At 68.5% G+C, this 17,117-nt stretch carries 21 protein-coding genes and 2 pseudogenes; 12 read left to right on the top strand and 11 right to left on the bottom strand.

The genetic code is table 11. The annotated features are described in order from the left end of the window. The first annotated feature begins 4 nt into the window (after positions 1-4). Complete coding sequence (locus DVK44_RS13730) at positions 5-634, top strand: HAD-IA family hydrolase (RefSeq protein WP_114659942.1); 630 nt, start codon at positions 5-7, stop codon at positions 632-634. Between the two features lie 402 nt (positions 635-1,036). Here DVK44_RS13730 and istB read toward each other — a convergent pair. The 6 genes and pseudogenes from istB to DVK44_RS13710 all read right to left on the bottom strand — a co-directional run bounded on the left by istB (position 1,037) and on the right by DVK44_RS13710 (position 3,806). Continuing rightward, a pseudogene (gene istB / locus DVK44_RS13725) lies at positions 1,037-1,845 on the bottom strand (IS21-like element helper ATPase IstB). Then, positions 1,842-2,084, bottom strand: a complete 243-nt coding sequence (locus DVK44_RS37060) for a hypothetical protein (protein WP_228447125.1) — start codon at positions 2,082-2,084, stop codon at positions 1,842-1,844. Before DVK44_RS37060 ends, istB begins: the two are co-directional and overlap by 4 nt. Next, positions 2,074-2,526, bottom strand: coding sequence for a Mu transposase domain-containing protein (locus tag DVK44_RS37880; protein WP_408055317.1), 453 nt, complete (start codon positions 2,524-2,526; stop codon positions 2,074-2,076). Before DVK44_RS37880 ends, DVK44_RS37060 begins: the two co-directional genes overlap by 11 nt. A gap of 24 nt (positions 2,527-2,550) precedes the next feature. Beyond that, positions 2,551-2,943, bottom strand: a complete 393-nt coding sequence (locus tag DVK44_RS37055) for a hypothetical protein (protein ID WP_228447124.1) — start codon at positions 2,941-2,943, stop codon at positions 2,551-2,553. A gap of 190 nt (positions 2,944-3,133) precedes the next feature. Beyond that, the gene (locus tag DVK44_RS13715; protein ID WP_114659941.1) at positions 3,134-3,406 is read right to left on the bottom strand and encodes a hypothetical protein; all 273 of its coding nucleotides are present in this window, start codon (positions 3,404-3,406) and stop codon (positions 3,134-3,136) included. After that, positions 3,399-3,806 carry a hypothetical protein gene (locus DVK44_RS13710; protein WP_114659940.1) on the bottom strand — a complete coding sequence of 136 codons (408 nt, stop codon included), beginning with the start codon at positions 3,804-3,806 and terminating at the stop codon, positions 3,399-3,401. Before DVK44_RS13710 ends, DVK44_RS13715 begins: the two co-directional genes overlap by 8 nt. A gap of 122 nt (positions 3,807-3,928) precedes the next feature. On the opposite strand from DVK44_RS13710, the gene DVK44_RS13705 reads away from it, so the two are divergent. Continuing rightward, complete coding sequence (locus DVK44_RS13705; RefSeq protein WP_114659939.1) at positions 3,929-4,531, top strand: ArsR/SmtB family transcription factor; 603 nt, start codon at positions 3,929-3,931, stop codon at positions 4,529-4,531. A 34-nt stretch (positions 4,532-4,565) separates the two neighbouring features. Here the strand turns inward: DVK44_RS13705 and DVK44_RS13700 are convergent, their stop codons facing one another. After that, positions 4,566-4,778: a hypothetical protein gene (locus DVK44_RS13700; RefSeq protein ID WP_114659938.1), complete on the bottom strand. Its 213-nt coding sequence runs from the start codon at positions 4,776-4,778 to the stop codon at positions 4,566-4,568. 266 nt (positions 4,779-5,044) lie between these two features. On the opposite strand from DVK44_RS13700, the gene DVK44_RS13695 reads away from it, so the two are divergent. Beyond that, a protein-coding gene (locus DVK44_RS13695; RefSeq protein ID WP_114659937.1) for an IS5 family transposase occupies positions 5,045-5,925 on the top strand; the annotation gives its coding sequence in 2 pieces (ribosomal slippage) (positions 5,045-5,405 and positions 5,405-5,925; 882 coding nt in all). 60 nt (positions 5,926-5,985) lie between these two features. On the opposite strand, the gene DVK44_RS13690 is transcribed toward DVK44_RS13695, so the two are convergent. The 3 genes from DVK44_RS13690 to DVK44_RS13680 form a co-directional block, all read right to left on the bottom strand. Then, on the bottom strand, positions 5,986-6,837 hold the full coding sequence (locus DVK44_RS13690) for a DUF3626 domain-containing protein (protein WP_114665107.1): 852 nt from the start codon (positions 6,835-6,837) through the stop codon (positions 5,986-5,988). Positions 6,838-6,942: 105 nt separating this feature from the next. Then, entirely contained in the window at positions 6,943-7,608 is a 666-nt protein-coding gene (locus tag DVK44_RS13685) for a site-specific integrase (protein ID WP_228447123.1), read from the bottom strand. Between the two features lie 181 nt (positions 7,609-7,789). Further along, positions 7,790-8,665 (bottom strand): helix-turn-helix domain-containing protein, encoded by an 876-nt coding sequence (locus tag DVK44_RS13680; protein WP_114659936.1) that lies wholly within the window; start codon positions 8,663-8,665, stop codon positions 7,790-7,792. Positions 8,666-9,229: 564 nt separating this feature from the next. Here DVK44_RS13680 and DVK44_RS13675 point away from each other — a divergent pair. The 9 genes and pseudogenes from DVK44_RS13675 (at position 9,230) to DVK44_RS38030 (ending at position 16,373) form a co-directional block, all read left to right on the top strand. After that, positions 9,230-9,556 (top strand): transcriptional regulator, encoded by a 327-nt coding sequence (locus tag DVK44_RS13675; protein WP_114659935.1) that lies wholly within the window; start codon positions 9,230-9,232, stop codon positions 9,554-9,556. Between the two features lies 1 nt (position 9,557). Then, positions 9,558-10,577, top strand: a complete 1,020-nt coding sequence (locus tag DVK44_RS13670; RefSeq protein ID WP_114659934.1) for a hypothetical protein — start codon at positions 9,558-9,560, stop codon at positions 10,575-10,577. Next, a complete protein-coding gene (locus DVK44_RS13665) occupies positions 10,577-11,284 on the top strand; it encodes an ATP-binding protein (RefSeq protein WP_114659933.1) in 708 nt (235 codons plus the stop codon). Before DVK44_RS13670 ends, DVK44_RS13665 begins: the two co-directional genes overlap by 1 nt. 116 nt (positions 11,285-11,400) lie before the next feature. Then, a complete protein-coding gene (locus tag DVK44_RS13660; RefSeq protein ID WP_114659932.1) occupies positions 11,401-11,967 on the top strand; it encodes a WhiB family transcriptional regulator in 567 nt (188 codons plus the stop codon). Further along, the gene (locus tag DVK44_RS13655; RefSeq protein WP_114659931.1) at positions 11,964-13,010 is read left to right on the top strand and encodes a DUF2637 domain-containing protein; all 1,047 of its coding nucleotides are present in this window, start codon (positions 11,964-11,966) and stop codon (positions 13,008-13,010) included. Before DVK44_RS13660 ends, DVK44_RS13655 begins: the two co-directional genes overlap by 4 nt. A 102-nt stretch (positions 13,011-13,112) precedes the next feature. Further along, entirely contained in the window at positions 13,113-13,337 is a 225-nt protein-coding gene (locus tag DVK44_RS13650; protein ID WP_114659930.1) for a hypothetical protein, read from the top strand. 254 nt (positions 13,338-13,591) lie between these two features. Then, the gene (locus DVK44_RS37050) at positions 13,592-13,999 is read left to right on the top strand and encodes a plasmid mobilization protein (protein ID WP_228447122.1); all 408 of its coding nucleotides are present in this window, start codon (positions 13,592-13,594) and stop codon (positions 13,997-13,999) included. Further along, positions 13,999-15,225, top strand: a pseudogene (locus DVK44_RS13640) (relaxase/mobilization nuclease domain-containing protein); the annotation flags it as partial. The gene DVK44_RS37050 and the pseudogene DVK44_RS13640, both read left to right, overlap by 1 nt. Positions 15,226-15,288: 63 nt before the next feature. Further along, a protein-coding gene (locus tag DVK44_RS38030) for an IS630 family transposase (protein WP_456243357.1) occupies positions 15,289-16,373 on the top strand; the annotation gives its coding sequence in 2 pieces (ribosomal slippage) (positions 15,289-15,732 and positions 15,735-16,373; 1,083 coding nt in all). Between the two features lie 457 nt (positions 16,374-16,830). Here the strand turns inward: DVK44_RS38030 and DVK44_RS13625 are convergent. Continuing rightward, a complete protein-coding gene (locus DVK44_RS13625; protein ID WP_114659927.1) occupies positions 16,831-17,016 on the bottom strand; it encodes a DUF1737 domain-containing protein in 186 nt (61 codons plus the stop codon). Between the last annotated feature and the right edge of the window lie 101 nt (positions 17,017-17,117).

Below are 17,117 nucleotides of genomic sequence, written 5' to 3'. Positions count from 1 at the left end.
CCGCATGTCCAACCGCCGCACCGGCCTCATCCTCGATTTTGGGGGCGTCCTTACCAGCCCTCTGCTGCCCGCAGTGCTCGCCTTTGAGCAGCGCGAGGGGCTTCCGCAGGGCGCCTGTCTGACGGCCCTTTATAAGGACAAGGAGGGGGTTCGGATAACCAGCGATCTTGAGCGCGGCGTGGTTTCCCAGAACGAGTGGAACGAGTTCGCCGGCAGGATGCTGGATGTGCCGGCTGACAACTTGATGGGGCGCATTTTCGGCACCCTGCGCCCTGAGCCGCTGCTGATCGACGCAGCAGCGGCGGCACGCCGGGCCGGTATCAAGGTGGCCATCTTGTCCAACTCGGTGGGGTTGACCCCTTGGGACCTGTACGCCGGCTACGAACTTGAGCGGCTGTACGACGTCGTGGTGATCTCCGAGCAGCACCTGATGCGCAAGCCCGATCGCGAACTCTTCGAGGTCACCCTCAAGCTCATGGATCTGCCGGCCGAGCAGACTGTCTTCGTAGACGACACCGAAGCGTACGTTCAGGCAGCAAAGCCTCTCGGCATCGCGGGGGTACACAACCAGGACCCCAAGCAGACGGTAGCCACTCTCTCCGAGCTGCTCGGCGTGGACCTCACCGCGTCTTAACCCGACGCCGTGCGCACTGGCAACGTACGCCCGTCTCGGCCGATAGCCACGACAGTGGTGGCGGCTGTCGGAGGGCGAGCGAACCTCCATCTTCGGCCTTGGAGCGCGGAGGTCAGGAACTGCGAAGGGACTACGGCGCTGCCCTGTCGGGGCAGCGCCGTAGTCCCTTCGCATTGTCGGCACCAGCCCGTCTGTAACACAGCTCGTGCCGGCCAACTGGTCCACGCACGGGTGGCTTCGTTGATCTCTAGGGACAGCGTTTGTCGACGGTTTTCGGAGGCGGTTGGTGATCACTCGGCTCGTGGATGTCGATGGGAAATGACGGCACTGCTGTGGCCGTGAACGCGAGATGGCCAGCCGCCCGTCAGGGCGGCTGGCCATCGAGGCTGGCAGCGGCAGAGGTCAGCCGGCCTTGGCCGGCTCCTCGGCTCGGGCCCGGGTGCTGGCGAGGCGGTAGGAGTCGGCGCCGGTCTCGATGATGGTGCCGTTGAAGGTGAGCCGGTCAACGATGGCCGCCCAGAGACGCGGGTCGGTGAAGGTCTTGGTCCAGCCGAAGGACTCGTTGGACGCGATGGCGACGCTGTTCTTCTCCTCGCGTTCGGTCAGGACCTGGAAGAGGAGTTCGGCTCCTTGGCGGTCGAGTTCCATGTAGCCGAGCTCGTCGATGCACAAAAGTTCGACGCGGTCTTAGCGGGCGATGGTCTTGTTCAGCTGCTTCTCGTCCGCGGCCTCGACCAGCTCGTTCACCAGCTTCGTCGCCAGGGTGTAGCGGACGCGGTAGCCCTTCATGGCTGCTTCGGTGCCGAGCGCGATGAGCATGTGGGACTTGCCGGTGCCGGAGTCTCCGATCAGGCAGAGCGGCTGGCTCTTCTTGATCCACTCGCAGCTGGCGAGGGTGTGGATGGTCGCGGCGTCGATGTTCGGGTTGGCGTCGAAGTCGAACGCCCGCAGCGACTTCTCCCGCGGGAAGCCGGCCGCCTTGATCCGCCGCTCCGAGCGGCGCCGTGCCCGGTCGTCGCACTCGGCCATCAGCAGCTCGGCAAGGAACCCGCGGTAGCTCATCTGGTCCTTCAACGCCCGCTCGGCAATGTCGGAGAACTCGTTGCGGATCGAGGGCAACCTCAGCAGGCGGCAGGCGGCAGGCGGCAGGCGCTGTCGATGGCGGCGTCGGCGGCCTGCTCGGTCAAGCCTCGCTGGCGGGGCAGGGTCACTGTGCTTCTCCCTCACGGTGGTCGCCGCCGCTGGTGCGACGGCGTCGGAGTAGTTGGTCATAGGGGGTCACCGACGGCAGCGGCCTGGTGTCCGGGGGAAGGTGAGCGAGCCGCCATTCGTGCAGGGACGTCACCGTCGCCGACGGCTTGCCGGAAAGCAGCCGGTCGGCCGCAGGGGTGGGTTCGGTCTCGGCCTGAGCGGCTTTGCGGGCCTCCAGCGCGACTGCGTCAGCGGTCATGGCCCCGGCCCGCAAGGCCGCGGCCAGGCCGGCGACGACATGCTCGTGGGGCAGATGACGCCCCAGCAGGAGGACCTCGATCAGAGCCCGGGTGCCGTCGCGCTCGCCGTGGATCTTGCGGGCCTGGTCCCACCAGGCGTCGTGGACCGAGGTGAACCTGTCGGCGGAGCGGGCCTGTTCGAGGGCGGTGGAGCAGGACCTCCAGGTAGTGGTCCAGGTCCAGGCGGACGGCGCCCTTCGCGATCAGCCGTTCATGACGGGCCACTTCCACGTTCTGGTCGTAAACCACCAGGTGGGAAGCGTGCAGGACGACCCGCACGCGTTTGCCGATCAGCCGGATCGGGACCGAGTAGCGGTTGGTGCGGACCGGGATCTGTCCATAGCGGTCGACTCGTGGCGTGAACACCCTTCCGGTCTCGCACAGTTCGTCGGGCAGCGGCATCAGCACTGGCTGTTCGAGTCCGTATTACTCCGCGACCGTCTTGGGTCTCGATCCGATGCGTCGGGCGTCGTCCTGCCGGTTCCACTGTTCGACCATCTCATTCAGCTCGGCGAGCGAGGCGACCTCGGGGACGGGAACGAAGTGGTTGCGGCGGAAGTAGCCGATCATCCCTTCGACTCTGCCCTTCTCGTGGGCGCCTTCGATGCCGTGCCGGCAGTAGAAGCTCTCGATGCCGAAGTGCGAACGGAAAGCGATCCACCGGTCGGCCTCAACTCTTCCCCGGCTCTGCCCCAGCACCCTGGCGACGGCGGCCTTCAGGTTGTCGTAGCGGACCTTGGTCCTTGGAACCCCGCCCAGGCTCCGCAACGCGTGGACGTGGCCTTCGAAGAAGGCTTCCTGGCCGCAGGAGGCGAACACACTTTTTTGTACTAACCAGCAGCGCTGGGTAAGCGGCTTATCCGCTGATGAGCTCGTAACGGGAGTGAGCGCCCGTGCGCGACGTACATCTTCACTCTCAACTCCGCCTTGTTCGGCCGGTCGCTATGAGCCCCCGACTCCATGGACCAAGTGAGATCGACTGGCAGGCGAGGGCTCGGTCCACGGACCGTCAACGGCGGCGTGCGGTCAGCAGCCAGGCGAGATCTATCACCGCGATCGCTCCCCAGATCGAGCAGACGACGGCGCTTCCGTCCGGTGCCAGAGCCGTGGCAAGTGCGCCCAATCCGACTGTGCCCAGCACCAGCCTGGTGCTGCGCCTCAATGCCAGTGACGCGCGCAGTGGCCCCGGTTCGGCCAACCTGTCGGCCAGGTAGGCGTCGAACGCCTCCGCGACCTGATCGTCGATCTCGTCCCGCATCTGGGCATCCAGTGATTCAGGCATGGACAGCCACCCGCTGCACCGCAGTTGCTTGAACGGAAGCCACCATCGGCGGCCGCAGCGCGACGACAGCGCACAATGCCGCCAGGGGGAGTTCCAGCGTGCAGGCCAGCGTCAGTGAGATGACGACGTAGTGCCCGGCCGTCATGACGTCAAACCAGGCGTCGACCAGCAACAACACGGCTGTCGCGACTGACGCCAGCGGCGCCCGGTGGTCACTACGCCGGACCAGCATCGCCGACGTCAGCAGACCGGCGATCTCCAACGCATCGAAGCCGACCCAGGCGATCCGCCAGTGCTGCGCCGGATAGGGGTCCGGCAGTGTCGTCCACAGCACCGCAAGCCACGGCACCAACGCCAGCCCTGCGGCCAGCAACAGCCCCTCGAACAGTTTTTTTCGCATCTCGACCCCTGAGCGTCCCAGCGCCCGCTGGCGCCCTCTTGAACTAAAGTATCGATTGCAGAGATATTCTGCAAATAATCTCTGTGATGGCTGCAGAGAGTCTCTGCAGTACGCTGGTCGCCATGGTCGAGCGCCCCGAGAAGAGAGTGCTCACCGGCCCGGACCTCAAAGCCTTCTACAAGGCACTGTCCAACCCGGTGCGCCGCGACATCCTGAGCTACCTCGGCGAGCACGGTGAAGCGAACTCCACCAGCGTCGCCAAGGCCCTCGGTGAAAGCACCGGCACCACCAGTTACCACCTGCGCAAACTTGCCGACCTCAAGCTGATTGCTGAGATCGAGGAGCGGTCCACCGGCCGGGAACGCTGGTGGAAGTCACTCATGACGGACATCTTCACGCCGCCGGGCCTGGAGTTGACGGCCGACGAACGCGAGGCCGCGGTGAAAATCGGCGCCCTCAAGATGACCCACGACCTGAACCTGGTCGTGAGCGCATACGCCGGGTACGACTCCTCCGCGGGCTGGAACCAGATCTACCGCGCTGGATTGCGGATGACGAAGGAGCAGGTCGCCACATTCGTTGAGGAGTACCAGACACTTCTACGCAAATACCTGACGGAGCCCGGTGACCACCCACCCGACTCACGGCACATGGCCGTACGCCTGGTAGTTGTGCCCGACGAGAGCCCCCGGCCCGCCCTGCCAACTGAGCCGGACGGCGATTAGCGCCGCACCAGACGACAGTGTCCTGGCATCGACGTCAGCCCAGGGCAGTGACGCCGTCCTCGCCTCGGTCGGCTTGAGCTCGCAGGCGTTCGGCCTGCTGTTTCTTGTCGGCGATGTGCCGCAGGCTCTCCGGCAGGCCGGCGACCTCCCCGAGCCACTGCATCCGCTGGGCCTCCCCGAGACGCTGGCGGGTGTTGGTCTCGATCTCCAGCAGCCGGGGCTCCTGGACCAGGTCCAGGCGGAGCATGGGGCACCTGAAGCAGGCGTTTTCATGCTGGCAAGGGGTCCCGTAGGGGCGGTCGCAGGTGCAGAGGGCGACCTTGCGGAGGCTGAAGTGGTCACGGAAGTCCTGCCACTCGGTGTCGCTGGGCTCGCGGTACTCCTCGCTGGGGCGGTCGGTCCGGCGCTGGTCGGCGAACTGCCGGTAGTGGCGGATGACCTCCTCGGGATAGACCGCTAGGTCCTGTCCGGCGGATCATGTGACCTTCTGACCGGTCACGCGTTGGTTCGGGTATGGGTCGGGGGAATTTGACGAACCGCGAGTGGTCCTTGCTGGAGCCGCATCTGCCACCTCTGGGTGGCCGGGGCGGCCGGTGGAACGACCACCGCACCGTGATCAACGGGATCCTCTTCCGGGTCCGGACCGGTGTCCCGTGGCGTGACCTGCCGGAACGCTATGGCTCGTGGAAGACCGTCCATGAACGGCATCGCCGCTGGTCGGCGGACGGTACCTGGGACCGGATCCTGCACGCGGTCCAGGCCGACGCCGACCTGGCCGGGCGGATCGACTGGTCGATGATCGGCATCGACTCGACGTCCTGCCGGGCCCATCAGCACGCGGCCGGCGCCCGCAAGGCCCGTCCGCGGATCCCGAAAAAAGGACGACGCCCCGGCACCACCGCCCCGACGAGGAACTCGGACGGTCCCGGGGCGGCCTGACCTGCAAGATCCACCTCGCCGGCGAAGGCGGTTGCCGCCCCATGGCCCTCCTGCTCACGCCGGGTCAGTGGGGCGACGCCCCGCAGATGGTCGAGGTCCTGGACCGAATCCGGGTCCCCCGGCCACGGGGCGGACGCCCCCGAACCAGGCCCGACCACGTCAGCGGCGACAAGGCATACAGCTCCCGCCGAAACCGCCGCTACCTGCGAAGACGCCACATCCGGCACACGATCCCGGAACCGAAGGACCAGCGGGCCAACCGCCAACGCAGAGGCAGCAGCGGTGGCAGACCCGCCGGCTTCGACCGCGACCGCTACCGGCGCCGCAACGAGGTCGAGCGGACCATCAACCGGCTCAAGAACTCCCGCGCGGTCGCCACTCGTTACGACAAGCGGGCCTACGTCTTCCACGGCACCGTCACCGCCGCCGCGATCCGACTCTGGCTCCGCCAGTGATCCGCCGGACAGGACCTAATGGTGGAGTCGGGTATTGGAACTGTCCGAATGCCTGCCTGATCACGCGTTGCGTTCCTCGGACTCCCCGAAGCGCGCCAGACAGTGCCACACCTTCTTGAGCGCCTGCTGGTCATGGAGCCCGGTGCGTGCGGCGTCACCGATGATCCGCGGATCGAGATAGCCGTCAACGGCGATCTCGGTTCCCAGGTCGACGTACTCCTGTCCGCGGTAGTCCGGGTGACGAACGAGTTCTTCGACGGCAAGCCGGAGCCCTGGGTGCCATTCGAGTGGGCATGGCAGGTCGCGGGCTGCTGCCTCCACTACGGTTCCTCGATAGCTCGGATCCAGGACCAACGCCTCGACATCATGGTTCAGGACGAGTGACCCGTGCACCTGTGCCTCGATGTAGTCGTCGAGTGCGTCCTGGCTATCGACCTCAGCCAGCTCCATGAGGGACATGCTGGCCGCGACACCGAACGCCGACGGTTCGAAGAAGCTGTCCGGGTAGCAGAACGTGGCTCGCGAGAGAGCCTCATCAGTCAGCCGAAAGTGCGCGGAGCCGAATCGGGGCGCTCCGCCGAGCGGCTTCCGCCGGAAGTTCAGCGCGCCGTAGACGGGTCGCTCGTGCGCGGGCGCATGGTCATATGCGCCCCCGAAGATCCGGCTCTCCCAGCGCCACCGGTCACCCCCGGGATGGGCCGTCAAGCCGCCGTTGCTTGCGCCCGTGACGAACTGTGAATGATAGACGCCGTCCTCGGCCAACGCGAGCAGGATCGGCCGGTCGCGCACCGTGCGATCCGGGTGAAAGTTCAGAGTCACTCGCAGCGCAGGGTCGACCGGGCCCCCGGACGACAGCGATGCAACATGACGGATTGCCTGTTCCTGCGGAGACGGGGCTGTATCAGCGTTCACTAGCGCAGTGTGCCCGAGCTTGGTCAACTGGTGCACCTGGGTTGGCCTGCGCACCGTGACCTGCTGTTCACGGTGCTTGGCGGTGGGAAGATCTGCACTCAGGCGTCACGGGCGGTTGGCGGCGCGCTGGCTGACGTCGGCGGCGAGGGTGAACAGGGCCGTGGAGCAGTCTTGTTGGGGCCGGATGCCGATTTTGTGCAGCCGCAGGCCGATCTGGCTGTCGCTGAGGGGACGGCCGGGCTGTCCGCCGGGGAAGAGCCAGGGGACGTCGTCTGGGGTGCCGATCTTGGCCTTGCCACGTCGGGTCGCGACGAGCTCGCGGACCAGGGCGGCCAGCGGCATCGGGAGGATGACGGGTGAGGTTCCCAAGGAGATCGCAACGGTCTCGCCGGTGATGTCGACATCGTCGACGGTGAGTTGGCTGATGGCGGCGATCTTCTGTGCGTAGAGGACCAGCAGCAGTCCGGCGACGCGATCCCCGGTGGGCAGTGTGTCGTCGTTGAGGAGGCGGCGGGCGTCGGCCCAGCGTTTCTCGCTGTCGATGGTGCTCTGCGGGCCGGTCCAGCGGACGGTGCCGTGGGTGAGGCCGTGGGCATGGCGGTGCTGTACGGACCAGCGGACGAAGTGGCCGGTCTCGTCGCGGTAGGTGAAGGCGGGGTCGGTTATCCAGCGTTCGAGGTCGCCTTGCGTGCAGGTGCCCAGGGTGAGTCCTTCGGCGGCGAGCCGGGTGAGGAAGTTGTCGGCTGCGGTGACGTGGCAGCGCACGTTCATGTCCTGGAGCTGGGTGGTGTGCTGGTCGCCGATGCGGCGGCGGAGTCGGCGCAGGTGGTGCCAGACGGCGTAGCCGTGCAGGATTCGGCGTTCTGTGGGGTCCGTGTGAGCCTGGACCGTTTCGGTGATCCACTTCTCCAGGGCGACGACTCGTTCGTCGCGCGGCGGCAGGGTGACGGCGTTACTCCTCGTCCTGCACCTCTGGCAGCTTGTGCTTCAGTTCTCCGACGACCTTGTTCATGCTGGCCATCATCTCGACGGACAGGCCCTCGTCGTTGCCGCGGGCAGCAAGGCCGAGGATCTGCCCTCGGTCAATCGAGCCGATGAAACGGATCGCCTCCAGAAGCTGGCGGGCTGCAGGATTGAGTTCGGCGTCGTCCCCGAGGATGGCGACGTCGACCTGAAGCGCGTGGGCCAGGCCGGCACGCACTATGTCGGACACCTCGGTTGTGTCACCGGCGCGAAGGACCGCGATGTCCTCGGCGGTGACGGCTGCCACGCCCGCGTGAGCATTGACGAGCCGTGCGATCTCCCTCTCAGAGGGAGACGCCTGGGCTCCGTACCCGTACCGCAGGAGAAAGTTGATCTTCTCCCCGAGCGTGCGGGGTGTGGCTTCTTGCTCGCTACGCGAGGCCCTGGGGCGGAGCCCGAACGAGCAGTCCTGGGCAGCCAGCAACTCATCCTCGGTCACCCCGTACGCCCGCGCGAGCGGTTGCACGTAGGCGTCGCTAAGCCTTCGCCGACCGGACTCGGCGTTGCTCACTGGCACGCGGCTCGTGCCGATGACCGCAGCGGCCTCCGCCACGCTGAGGCCGGCATCGCACCTCAAGAGCTGGAGGTCCGGTGGACCCTCATGGGGGAACAGAACATCGAGCCGCTGACCGAGGGCCGCCGCAATCGCGGGCAGCTTCTCGCCCTTGGGAAAGTCCTGGCCGTTCTCCCATCGCGCGACGGTGGGGGCGCTGACGCCCACCATCACGGCCAGCTCTCTCTGATGGAGATCCTTGCCCCGTCTGACAGCACGCACGCGACTGCCGTCGATCTGACGTGGGGGCATGTGAACTCCTGCTCGGTGGCGATTGGGCCGGTGAGGCCAGCGTCTGGGGTAACTGTAACCAGGCTTGATGCGTCTGCGAAACTGGCGTACGTTTTCGTATCGCACCTGTTGGTCGGGCCCTGGCTTTCCATGGTGCCAGCCCTTGGAGGACCCGTATGAATGCTGCGTTGTCATGGCCACTTGCGCAACGCGTCGTCGGATTTAGTGCCAGGCCATAGTCGGCCGTCGCGACGGCACTCTCCCCGACACCAACCGTCGGGAGTTCTGTGTGACTGCTAACGATCTTCAGGGCCGAGATGGACTTGCCGCAGGTGTCTACGTATGTTCGTCGTCCCTCGCCGGGTGGCGCCCCGAGGAGGAACGGAACGAGCACCAGAGAGGGGGTGGGGCGAATGCGATCGCAGGGCCCGTGACGCGGCTCGGAAAATGAAACCGGCGCCCGGGAGATACCAACTCCCAAGCGCCGGGCCGGCACCCCAAGGGGCGCCAATTCACATCACGCGGGTGGCAGGGCTTCTTGCACGAGACCGCCGCACCGCGTTCCTACGAACAACGGAGTATCGCATGCTCGCCACGCCGAGCGGAATTCCGGCCTGCCCGGACACCGGCCGCCAGCGCCGCCTCGCCGTCCAGCTCGCCGACATGATCCCGGGCGCGGCCACCATCCGGGTCAGCCTCACCGACCCGCAGCAGACGTGGCCCCACCTGCACGCCGTCGTCAAGGACGAGACCGGGAAGACGATGGAGTTGGGCCGCACCAGCGCCAGGGTCGCGGCCCGCTGGATCCTCCGGGTCTGGCCGGAGGCGGACTGGACGCGACCGCACACCTTCCACCTCGCCGACGCCACCCTCACCCGCAGCGACTTGGTCGCCGCCGGTCGGGGCCGCTGACATGGCGCGGATTCGGACCATCAAGCCGGAGGCGTTCTTCTCCGAGTCGCTCGCCGAGGTGAGCGTCGAGGCCGAGCGGACCTTCTTCGGTCTGCTCACCCAGGCCGACGACCACGGCCGTCACCGTGACAACGCCGCGATCATCGCCGGGCTTCTCTGGCCCCTGCGCGCCGAGCACACCTCGGTCCACGTCGAGGACGACCTCCACCAGCTGGCGAACGCGGGTCTGATTTGCCGGTACACCGGCTGTGATGGCCGCCGGTACCTCCACATCGTGACCTGGTCCGAGCATCAGAAGATCGACAAGCCGAGCCAGTCCCGGCTGCCCTCCTGCCCGCAGCACCAGTCGGTGGACCGGTGCGGCCCTTGCAAGGGGACCTGCGCCAAGCGCATCGAGGCGTCGCCCACTCCTCCCCGAGGGCTCGCCGAGGTTTCGCCGAACGCTCCCCGAGCCCTCGATCTGCCCGCGCAGCCCGCCGTGACACCTCACGGCCACGCAGCCCAGGATCCCGCCCTCCAGCAGCACGCCTTCGATGGCATAACCGGCGCCCCTGGCCACGCGGACGCGAAAAGTGCAGGTCAGGGCGCATTCGCCGAGGGCTCCCCGAACCTTCCCCGAAGTCTCGGGGAGGGCTCGGCGCCTGGATCTAGGATCTTGGATCCTGGATCTTCTTTCCCTACGGGGCGCACAGAGCCCGGCGTCACCGTCTCGGCAGGCGACCTCATCGGCGAGTACGCGGCCTCGTGCGATGAGCGACCGCCGGGAGATGTGCTCGGGCATCTCGGCCGCATCATCAAGAAGCTCCTCGGCGAGGGCATCGCCCCGGAGCATGTCCGCGCCGGGCTGCGGCGTTTCTCGGAGATCCAGGGCCATCCCAGTCGTCTGCCGAGCCTGGTGAACGACGCGATGAACGTACGGTCCGGCGGTTTGGCGCGGCCGGGAATGCGGCCTACCGTGCCTGCTCATCAGGCGTGGACCAACCCTGTCGACGCTGCTGCCGCCTATGCCGAGGAGCTGTGATGCGCACCCGTAACCGCGAGCCGCAGACCCTCGGCGGCGGGGGCGCCCTGGACCGGATGGCCCGGATCCTGGCCGCCCGCAGCATCGACCCGGCCGCCGTCGCCGCCCTCGTCGACGAGCCCGAGCCGTTCTCTCCGCTGGAGGCCCTGCTGGCGGGGGTGCCGCCGCGCTACCAGGCCGCCGTCGCCGACCATCCTCAAGTCCTGGCCTGGGCCCGTGACGTCGCCTCGGCAGCCGTCGCCCCCAGCGGGGGAGCCCGGCGGCAGGTCACCACCGGCCCCAGCCTGCTGATGGCCGGGGTCGTCGGCGCGGGCAAGACGCACCAGGCGTACGGGGCGGTCCGGCGACTGGTGCAGAGCGGAGTCGGCGTGCGCTGGCGCGCGACCACCGCCGCCGATCTTTACGCCGACCTGCGGCCCCGGCCCGGGGTCGACAGCGAGCGTGCGCTGGCGGCCGTCAGTCGGTGCCCGCTCCTGATCATCGACGACCTCGGCGCGGCCAAGGCCAGCGAGTGGACCGAGGAGATCACGTACCGGCTGATCAACCGCCGGTACAACTTCGAACTCCCGACCCTGATCACCACCAACCTGGCGATCAGGGACTTCCGGGCCTACCTCGGCGACCGCGTCGCCTCCCGGCTCGCGCAGATGACCACCCGGGTCGAGTTCGACGAGGTCGACCGCAGACGCCACCGCGCCGCCGCCTGACCCTGCCACAGGCCGCCACGCCGGGCCGCGTCCTCCGCGCGCCGCCCGAGCACCTTCCCGACCCAGCGCACCTCTCCGCCGATTCCCCTGCGCGGAGAGCGATCGGAGCAACCCGCATGACCGCCACGACGATCAGCCCTGCCCGCCACCGCCTCCTCGGCGACCACACCTGGCAGGCCGACGCCGTCTGCCAGAGCACCGAGTACAACCCGGTGGACCCTGAGATCTTCTTCCCGGAGCCCGACGAGACCGACAAGATCGCTGCCGCGAAGGCCCTGTGCGGCCAGTGCCCGGTCCGCCGCGCCTGCCTGGACGCCGCGCTGGAAGCCGGCACCACCGACGGCATCCGGGGCGGACTGACCGAGGAGGAGCGCGGGCCGCTGCACGAGAAGCTCGCCCAACGTCTCGACTACAGCCGCGTCAACGACACGATCGCCGGGCGCGACGTCCACCTCACCAAGGCCGAGCGCCGCGCGGTCGTCCGCGCCGCCTACCGCCACGGGGTGAGTGAGCAGCGCCTGGCCTGGCTCCTGAAGATCACCGAGGAGCACGCCCAGAAGCTCTACCGCGAACTCCGCCGCGCCCTGCGCAACCGGGACCTGGACCAGCCCTCAGACACCGCCCTGCTACCCGAGGCCAGCGGCGAGCACTTGGTCCGCGACGACTTCGGGACGGCGGCGTGAACACCGCGAGCGCGCCGGTGGCGGCGCACATTTCCGGCTGGGACCGCGCGGTCGTCATCGCGCTGGGCGGCGCGGGATGCGCGTTGTCGTACGACGCCCTTCAGCAGATGGCCGTCGCCATCCACGTCCGTGGTCTCCTCACTTACCTCTTCCCGCTGGTGATCGACGGGTTCATCGCGTACGGCATACGGGCGCTCCTGGTCCTGCGTGACGCGCCGCTGCGTGCCCGGCTCTATGTCTGGACGCTCTTCGGCACGGCCACCGCCGCGAGCATCTGGGCCAACGCCCTCCACGCGGTCCGGCTCAACGACGAAGCGGTCGCCGGCACCGGGCTCCGGCTCGGGGACACGGTGGTCGCCGTGCTGTCCACCATCGCCCCCCTCGCCCTGGCCGGAGCGGTCCACCTCTACATCCTGATCGCCCGGGGCCCGGTCAAGGAGAGCGACCGGGAGGACCTCGGTCAGGCTGACCGGCCCGAGGGCATCGCGGTCACCCGGACTGACCGGGCCGGTCAGCAGGCGCCGCAGCCCGGTCAGGTCAACGCCGGGCAGCCGGTCACTGCCCTGACCGACCGGCCTCGACTGCCCCTGGACAAGCAGTCCCGGAGCGCTCGGTCACTGACCGAGGACGGCGCTCCGGCGGACAGCAGCCCGGCCACTGGTGACCGCGAACAGCCGCACGAGGCCCCTGACCTGCCCGGACAGCCGCATGCTGCGCCGCCGGTCACTGACCGCGCGGTCGGCACCGAGCCGGTCACCGGCAACCTGGACGGCCACGCGCCGGACACCGACCGGCCGGTCACTCCGCCGCCGTTCACTGACCGGGACGCCCGGACAGCCAGTGACCGGCGGAGTGACCCGGACACCGAGGAGCTGCTGAAGATCGCCCGGTCAGCGGTCAGGGCCGAGGACAAGCTGACCCGGAAGGTGGTCGCCCAGGCGATCCGGGGTCAGCAGATACCGCTGTCCAGCGACACCCTGACCGCCCTGATGGCCCAGCTCCGCGAACAGCACGGACAGCCGGTCACCTCCACCCGGAACTGACAGGACAGCACGAGGCGGGTGCCCGCGCCGGACACCACGGCCGGTCACCCGCCCCCGGACACGCGCCCCACATCCTTCCGAAGCGAAGCGGAGAGCAACCCCATGCGCACCCACGCGGTCACACCCGCCGAGGTCAACTCCTGGCTGACCGTCCTGCACCAGCGCGGCCACCTGCACCGGGCCCAGCCCGGCCCCGACAACACCTGGATCGTGCAGCGAACCCGGGAAAGCCGCCCCTGGACCCTCCACCACCCGGTCCTGGCCATGGACTGGATAGAGGAACTCGTCCGCGAACTGCGGCAGGAAAATCCGGAGTCGAGCCGGTGACGGCCAACGATCCGGTGGTCACCACCGTCGGTCAGCAGCGTGACCCCACGACGGCTCCTGGCGGAGCAAGTTGTCGCGTACGACGGTCCTACGGCCCGTCGTACGCACTTGCCCCCGCCCCAGAGGGCGGGGGAAGCCCGGCTGGTCCCCGAGCGAGGGCGCACGGGGACCAACCGGACACCCGGCACCAGGGGGCGCCGGCCACAGGAGGAGACACCGACAACCGCGCCCCGCGCGAGCAGCCGAGCCCCAGCGTGCCCGCGTTCCCCGACCGCGCGCCGCGCCGCCGCACCCGCAACCCGAGCCAACGCACGCACAAGACCACCACCCGCCTCTCCGACTCCGAGAAGACCGAGATCACCGCCGCCGCCCACCAGCGCGCCGTCACCGTCGCCCGATTCCTCGCCGCCGCCGGCCTCTCAGCAGCCCGCGGTTCGACCACCGTGCACACCAACGAACAGCTCGACGCCGCCATCGACGAGCTGGCCGCTCTGCGCACCGCTATCTCCCGTGTCGGCAACAACATCAACCAGATCGCCTTCGTCTACAACGCAGGCGGACAGCCCCGTCCCGGCGAACTCAACCGCGCCCTGACGACCGTGAACCGCGTCCTGGCCCGCGTGGACGACGCGGCCGACACCCTGGTGAAGAAGCGCCTCTGATGGTCCCCAAGATCCGACGCGGCTCGCGCACCCACGGCCTGCTCGTCTACCTGTACGGCCCCGGCAAGCGCGACGAGCACACCGCCCCCCACCTCGTCGGCAGTTGGGACGGCTTCGCCCCCGACCCCGGCCGTGACACCAGCCCCGACCCCGACCCTAAGGTCACCCTGGCCCGGCTTGCCGCGGCCCTGGACCTGCGGGTCAAGCAGGCCGGCGACAAGGCGTCGGCCCAGCACGTCTGGCACTTCTCGGTCCGTACCGACCCCGGCGACCGGACCCTGACCGACGACGAGTGGAACATCGGCGCCCGCCGCCTGGTCCACGCCGTCAACCTCGCGCCCGAGGGCGATCCCGACGGCTGCCGCTGGGGCGCGGTACGCCACGCCGACGACCACATCCACATCCTCGCCACCATGGTCCGAGGTGCCCTGCGGCGCCCGAGGATGAACTACGACTTCAAGAAGGCCCAGGCCGAATGCCGTCGCATCGAACAGGAGATGGGCCTGCGCCGGCTCAAGCCCGGCGACGGCACCGGAGCCAAGACGCCCACCAGTGCCGAGCGCTTCAAAGCGGAGAGGGTCGGCCGACCCGAGACACCGCGCGAGACGCTGCGCGAAGCCGTCGCCGGAGCCGCCAGCGAAGCCGAGTTCTTCACCTGCCTTCGCGAGGCTGGCCTGCGCGTCAAGCTCCGGCACGCCCCCTCCGGAGACGTCCTCGGCTACACGGTCGCGCTGCCCGGAGACCGCAACCGCGACCGCGAGCCGGTCTGGTTCGCGGGCTCGACCCTGGCCCCCGACCTCTCCTATCCCAGGATCCAGCGCCGCCTCGCCGACGGAACCCCCGACGAGGCCCTGCTGCCGGAAGCAGACAGCGGCCGGTCGAACTGGTCGCCTCCCGCACAGGGGCGACGCACCGCGACCGGGATCGCCGAGCGCGCCGCAGTCCTCTTGGACAGCGACGACGACGAAGCCGCAGCCCAACTCGTCGGAGTCGGCGAACTCCTGGACGCCGTCGCCCAGACCTCCCCGGCCACCACCCGCGCCGAACTTGGCGCCGCCGCCCGCTCCTTCGAACGGGCCACCCGCAGCCACGTCCGAGCCGAACGCGCCGACACCCGGGCGATCCGCTCGGCGGCCCGGGGCATCATCCAGGCCGGAGGCGCGCTCGGCCGAGGAGAAGACGGCGGCACCACCGCCATGCTCGTCTCCACTTTGGTCCTAGTTACTGACCTTGAAGTCGTCTTGTCGTAGGGGCTGACGGTTGGTGGTCGTCGCGGTATGCCGGAGGGTGTGAGGTATCCGCAGGGTGGGGGTCTGACCGCGGAGAGGCAAGCATTTCGCGAGCGGGTCCGGATGGAAGCGGTCGCCATGTTCGCCGACGGACGTGGCAGTACGGAGATCGCGAAGGAGTTACGGGTCAGCGTCCGGTCGGTTCAGCGGTGGCGGCGGTCCTGGCGGGAGGCCGGCCAGGACGCGGTCCGTTCCCGCGGCCCGGTGTCCCGTCCGAAGCTGAATGACCGACTGTTCGCGGTGCTCGAGGAGGAGTTGGCCAAGGGACCGGTCGCTCACGGCTGGCCGGACCAGCGGTGGACGCTCGCCCGGATCAAGACGTTGATCGGCCGACGGTTCCACAAGTCCATGACGCTGTCGGGGATCTCCCAGATGCTGCGGCGCCGTGACTGGAGCCATCAGGTTCCGGCCCGTCGTGCCGTCGAGCGCGACGAGGCAGCCGTCGCCGGCCGGGTGAAGGAGGTGTGGCCGCACCTGGAACCACCGCGGCGGCGCTCGGGGCCTGGACCGTCTTCGAGGACGAGGCCGGATTCTCGATGACGCCGCCGACCTCACGCACGTGGGGCAGACGCGGATCCACCCCGGTCATCCGCGTCCGGGGCCGTTCCCGGCGTCGCTTCTCCGTGGCAGCCCTGTGCTGCTACCAGCCCGGCGAACGCTCCCGCCTGATCCACCGGCCCAAACGGCATACCGACCACAAGAGCGGCGGCCGCAAGAGCTTCGCCCGGACCGAGTACCGCGACCTCCTCATCGCCGCCCACCAGCAGCTCGACGGACCCATCGTCCTCATACGGGACAACCTGAACGTCCACAAAGACCGCCGCATGCGGGCCTTCATCGACGCACAGGACTGGATCACCGCCCACCACCTGCCGCCCTACGCACCCGACCTCAACCCCGTCGAAGGCATCTGGTCAGTACTCCGTCGGACAACCCAGGCCAACACCGCCTTCACCGACCCCGACCACCTCATCCGCCAGCTACGGCACGGCCTCCGCCAGATCCAATACCGCAGCGACATCATCGACGGATGCCTCACCGGGACCGGCCTCACACTGACGACACCACGCCTACAACCTCAGTAACCTCGCTAGGTGTGTTGACCCGCAGGTTGTTGACGCGGGTGATGGGTAGCTGGCCGCCGAGTGCGGTGTGGCAGCGGGTGACGGCGGCCCCCGGCGATGACGCGGGTCGGGTAGGCGGGACAGCCGAGCCAGCAGGCCGGGAAGCTCCTCGGGTCAGGCCAGATCACGACCCACGAGTTGGTCCAGCCCGGCAGGGATGAGTGATGCTGGCGCAGCGGCACGGACTTACGTTTTGGTTATCAGCGAATTCGACACTCCATGATCACTGGAAGCCGTGCCTGCAGGCGTATCTCATCGCGCATCACGAGCTCCCCACCCTGGCTGACTTGGGGTATCGGGCGCATACCGGCGGCTTCGGGCCGACCGCGACAACCACAGAGCCCTGGGGGTGAGGGCTTGGGTTGAAGGGTCTTCTCGTGTCACGGGCCGGCCACGACAACAGTTGCTCGGTGGACCGCTACGGCAGCGCTCGCCAGACCAGTGCCTGGGCGACGACGACGTTCTCGCCGTTGAAGGTGATGGCGGGGCCTTCGTGCAGTGTGTAGCCGAGGTCGATGGCCTCGCTCACTCGATGGCAGAAGGCGGCGTCGTCCGGGCCAGTCACAACGCGGTAGATGGGCAGTCCGTCCGGTGGTGTATTCATGGGAATAAGGTTCTCAGCCGGTGTGCTAACTGTGTATGGCGCTCTGCCAGCCGTGACCGAAAGCGGCGGCCTTCCGGTTCCTGATTCTCGGAGGGAACCGA

The organism is Streptomyces paludis, assembly GCF_003344965.1.
GTDB classification, from domain to species: Bacteria; Actinomycetota; Actinomycetes; order Streptomycetales; family Streptomycetaceae; genus Streptomyces; species Streptomyces paludis.
The sequence above is the reverse complement of the archived record's forward strand: the minus strand, read 5'-3'. Positions and strand labels throughout refer to the sequence as shown.

Excerpts from the sequence above, each read along its gene's own strand:
- DVK44_RS13715 (WP_114659941.1), bottom strand. The coding sequence starts at position 3,406 with ATGCCTGAATCACTGGATGCCCAGATGCGGGACGAGATCGACGATCAG.
- DVK44_RS37060 (WP_228447125.1), bottom strand. The coding sequence starts at position 2,084 with ATGACCGCTGACGCAGTCGCGCTGGAGGCCCGCAAAGCCGCTCAGGCC.
- DVK44_RS13675 (WP_114659935.1), top strand. The coding sequence starts at position 9,230 with ATGCTCGCCACGCCGAGCGGAATTCCGGCCTGCCCGGACACCGGCCGC.
- DVK44_RS13710 (WP_114659940.1), bottom strand. The coding sequence starts at position 3,806 with ATGCGAAAAAAACTGTTCGAGGGGCTGTTGCTGGCCGCAGGGCTGGCG.
- DVK44_RS13700 (WP_114659938.1), bottom strand. The coding sequence starts at position 4,778 with ATGCTCCGCCTGGACCTGGTCCAGGAGCCCCGGCTGCTGGAGATCGAG.
- DVK44_RS37880 (WP_408055317.1), bottom strand. The coding sequence starts at position 2,526 with ATGCCGCTGCCCGACGAACTGTGCGAGACCGGAAGGGTGTTCACGCCA.
- DVK44_RS13730 (WP_114659942.1), top strand. The coding sequence starts at position 5 with ATGTCCAACCGCCGCACCGGCCTCATCCTCGATTTTGGGGGCGTCCTT.
- DVK44_RS13670 (WP_114659934.1), top strand. The coding sequence starts at position 9,558 with ATGGCGCGGATTCGGACCATCAAGCCGGAGGCGTTCTTCTCCGAGTCG.
- DVK44_RS13705 (WP_114659939.1), top strand. The coding sequence starts at position 3,929 with ATGGTCGAGCGCCCCGAGAAGAGAGTGCTCACCGGCCCGGACCTCAAA.
- DVK44_RS13625 (WP_114659927.1), bottom strand. The coding sequence starts at position 17,016 with ATGAATACACCACCGGACGGACTGCCCATCTACCGCGTTGTGACTGGC.
- DVK44_RS13660 (WP_114659932.1), top strand. The coding sequence starts at position 11,401 with ATGACCGCCACGACGATCAGCCCTGCCCGCCACCGCCTCCTCGGCGAC.
- DVK44_RS13650 (WP_114659930.1), top strand. The coding sequence starts at position 13,113 with ATGCGCACCCACGCGGTCACACCCGCCGAGGTCAACTCCTGGCTGACC.
- DVK44_RS13665 (WP_114659933.1), top strand. The coding sequence starts at position 10,577 with ATGCGCACCCGTAACCGCGAGCCGCAGACCCTCGGCGGCGGGGGCGCC.
- DVK44_RS13685 (WP_228447123.1), bottom strand. The coding sequence starts at position 7,608 with ATGAACGTGCGCTGCCACGTCACCGCAGCCGACAACTTCCTCACCCGG.
- DVK44_RS13680 (WP_114659936.1), bottom strand. The coding sequence starts at position 8,665 with ATGCCCCCACGTCAGATCGACGGCAGTCGCGTGCGTGCTGTCAGACGG.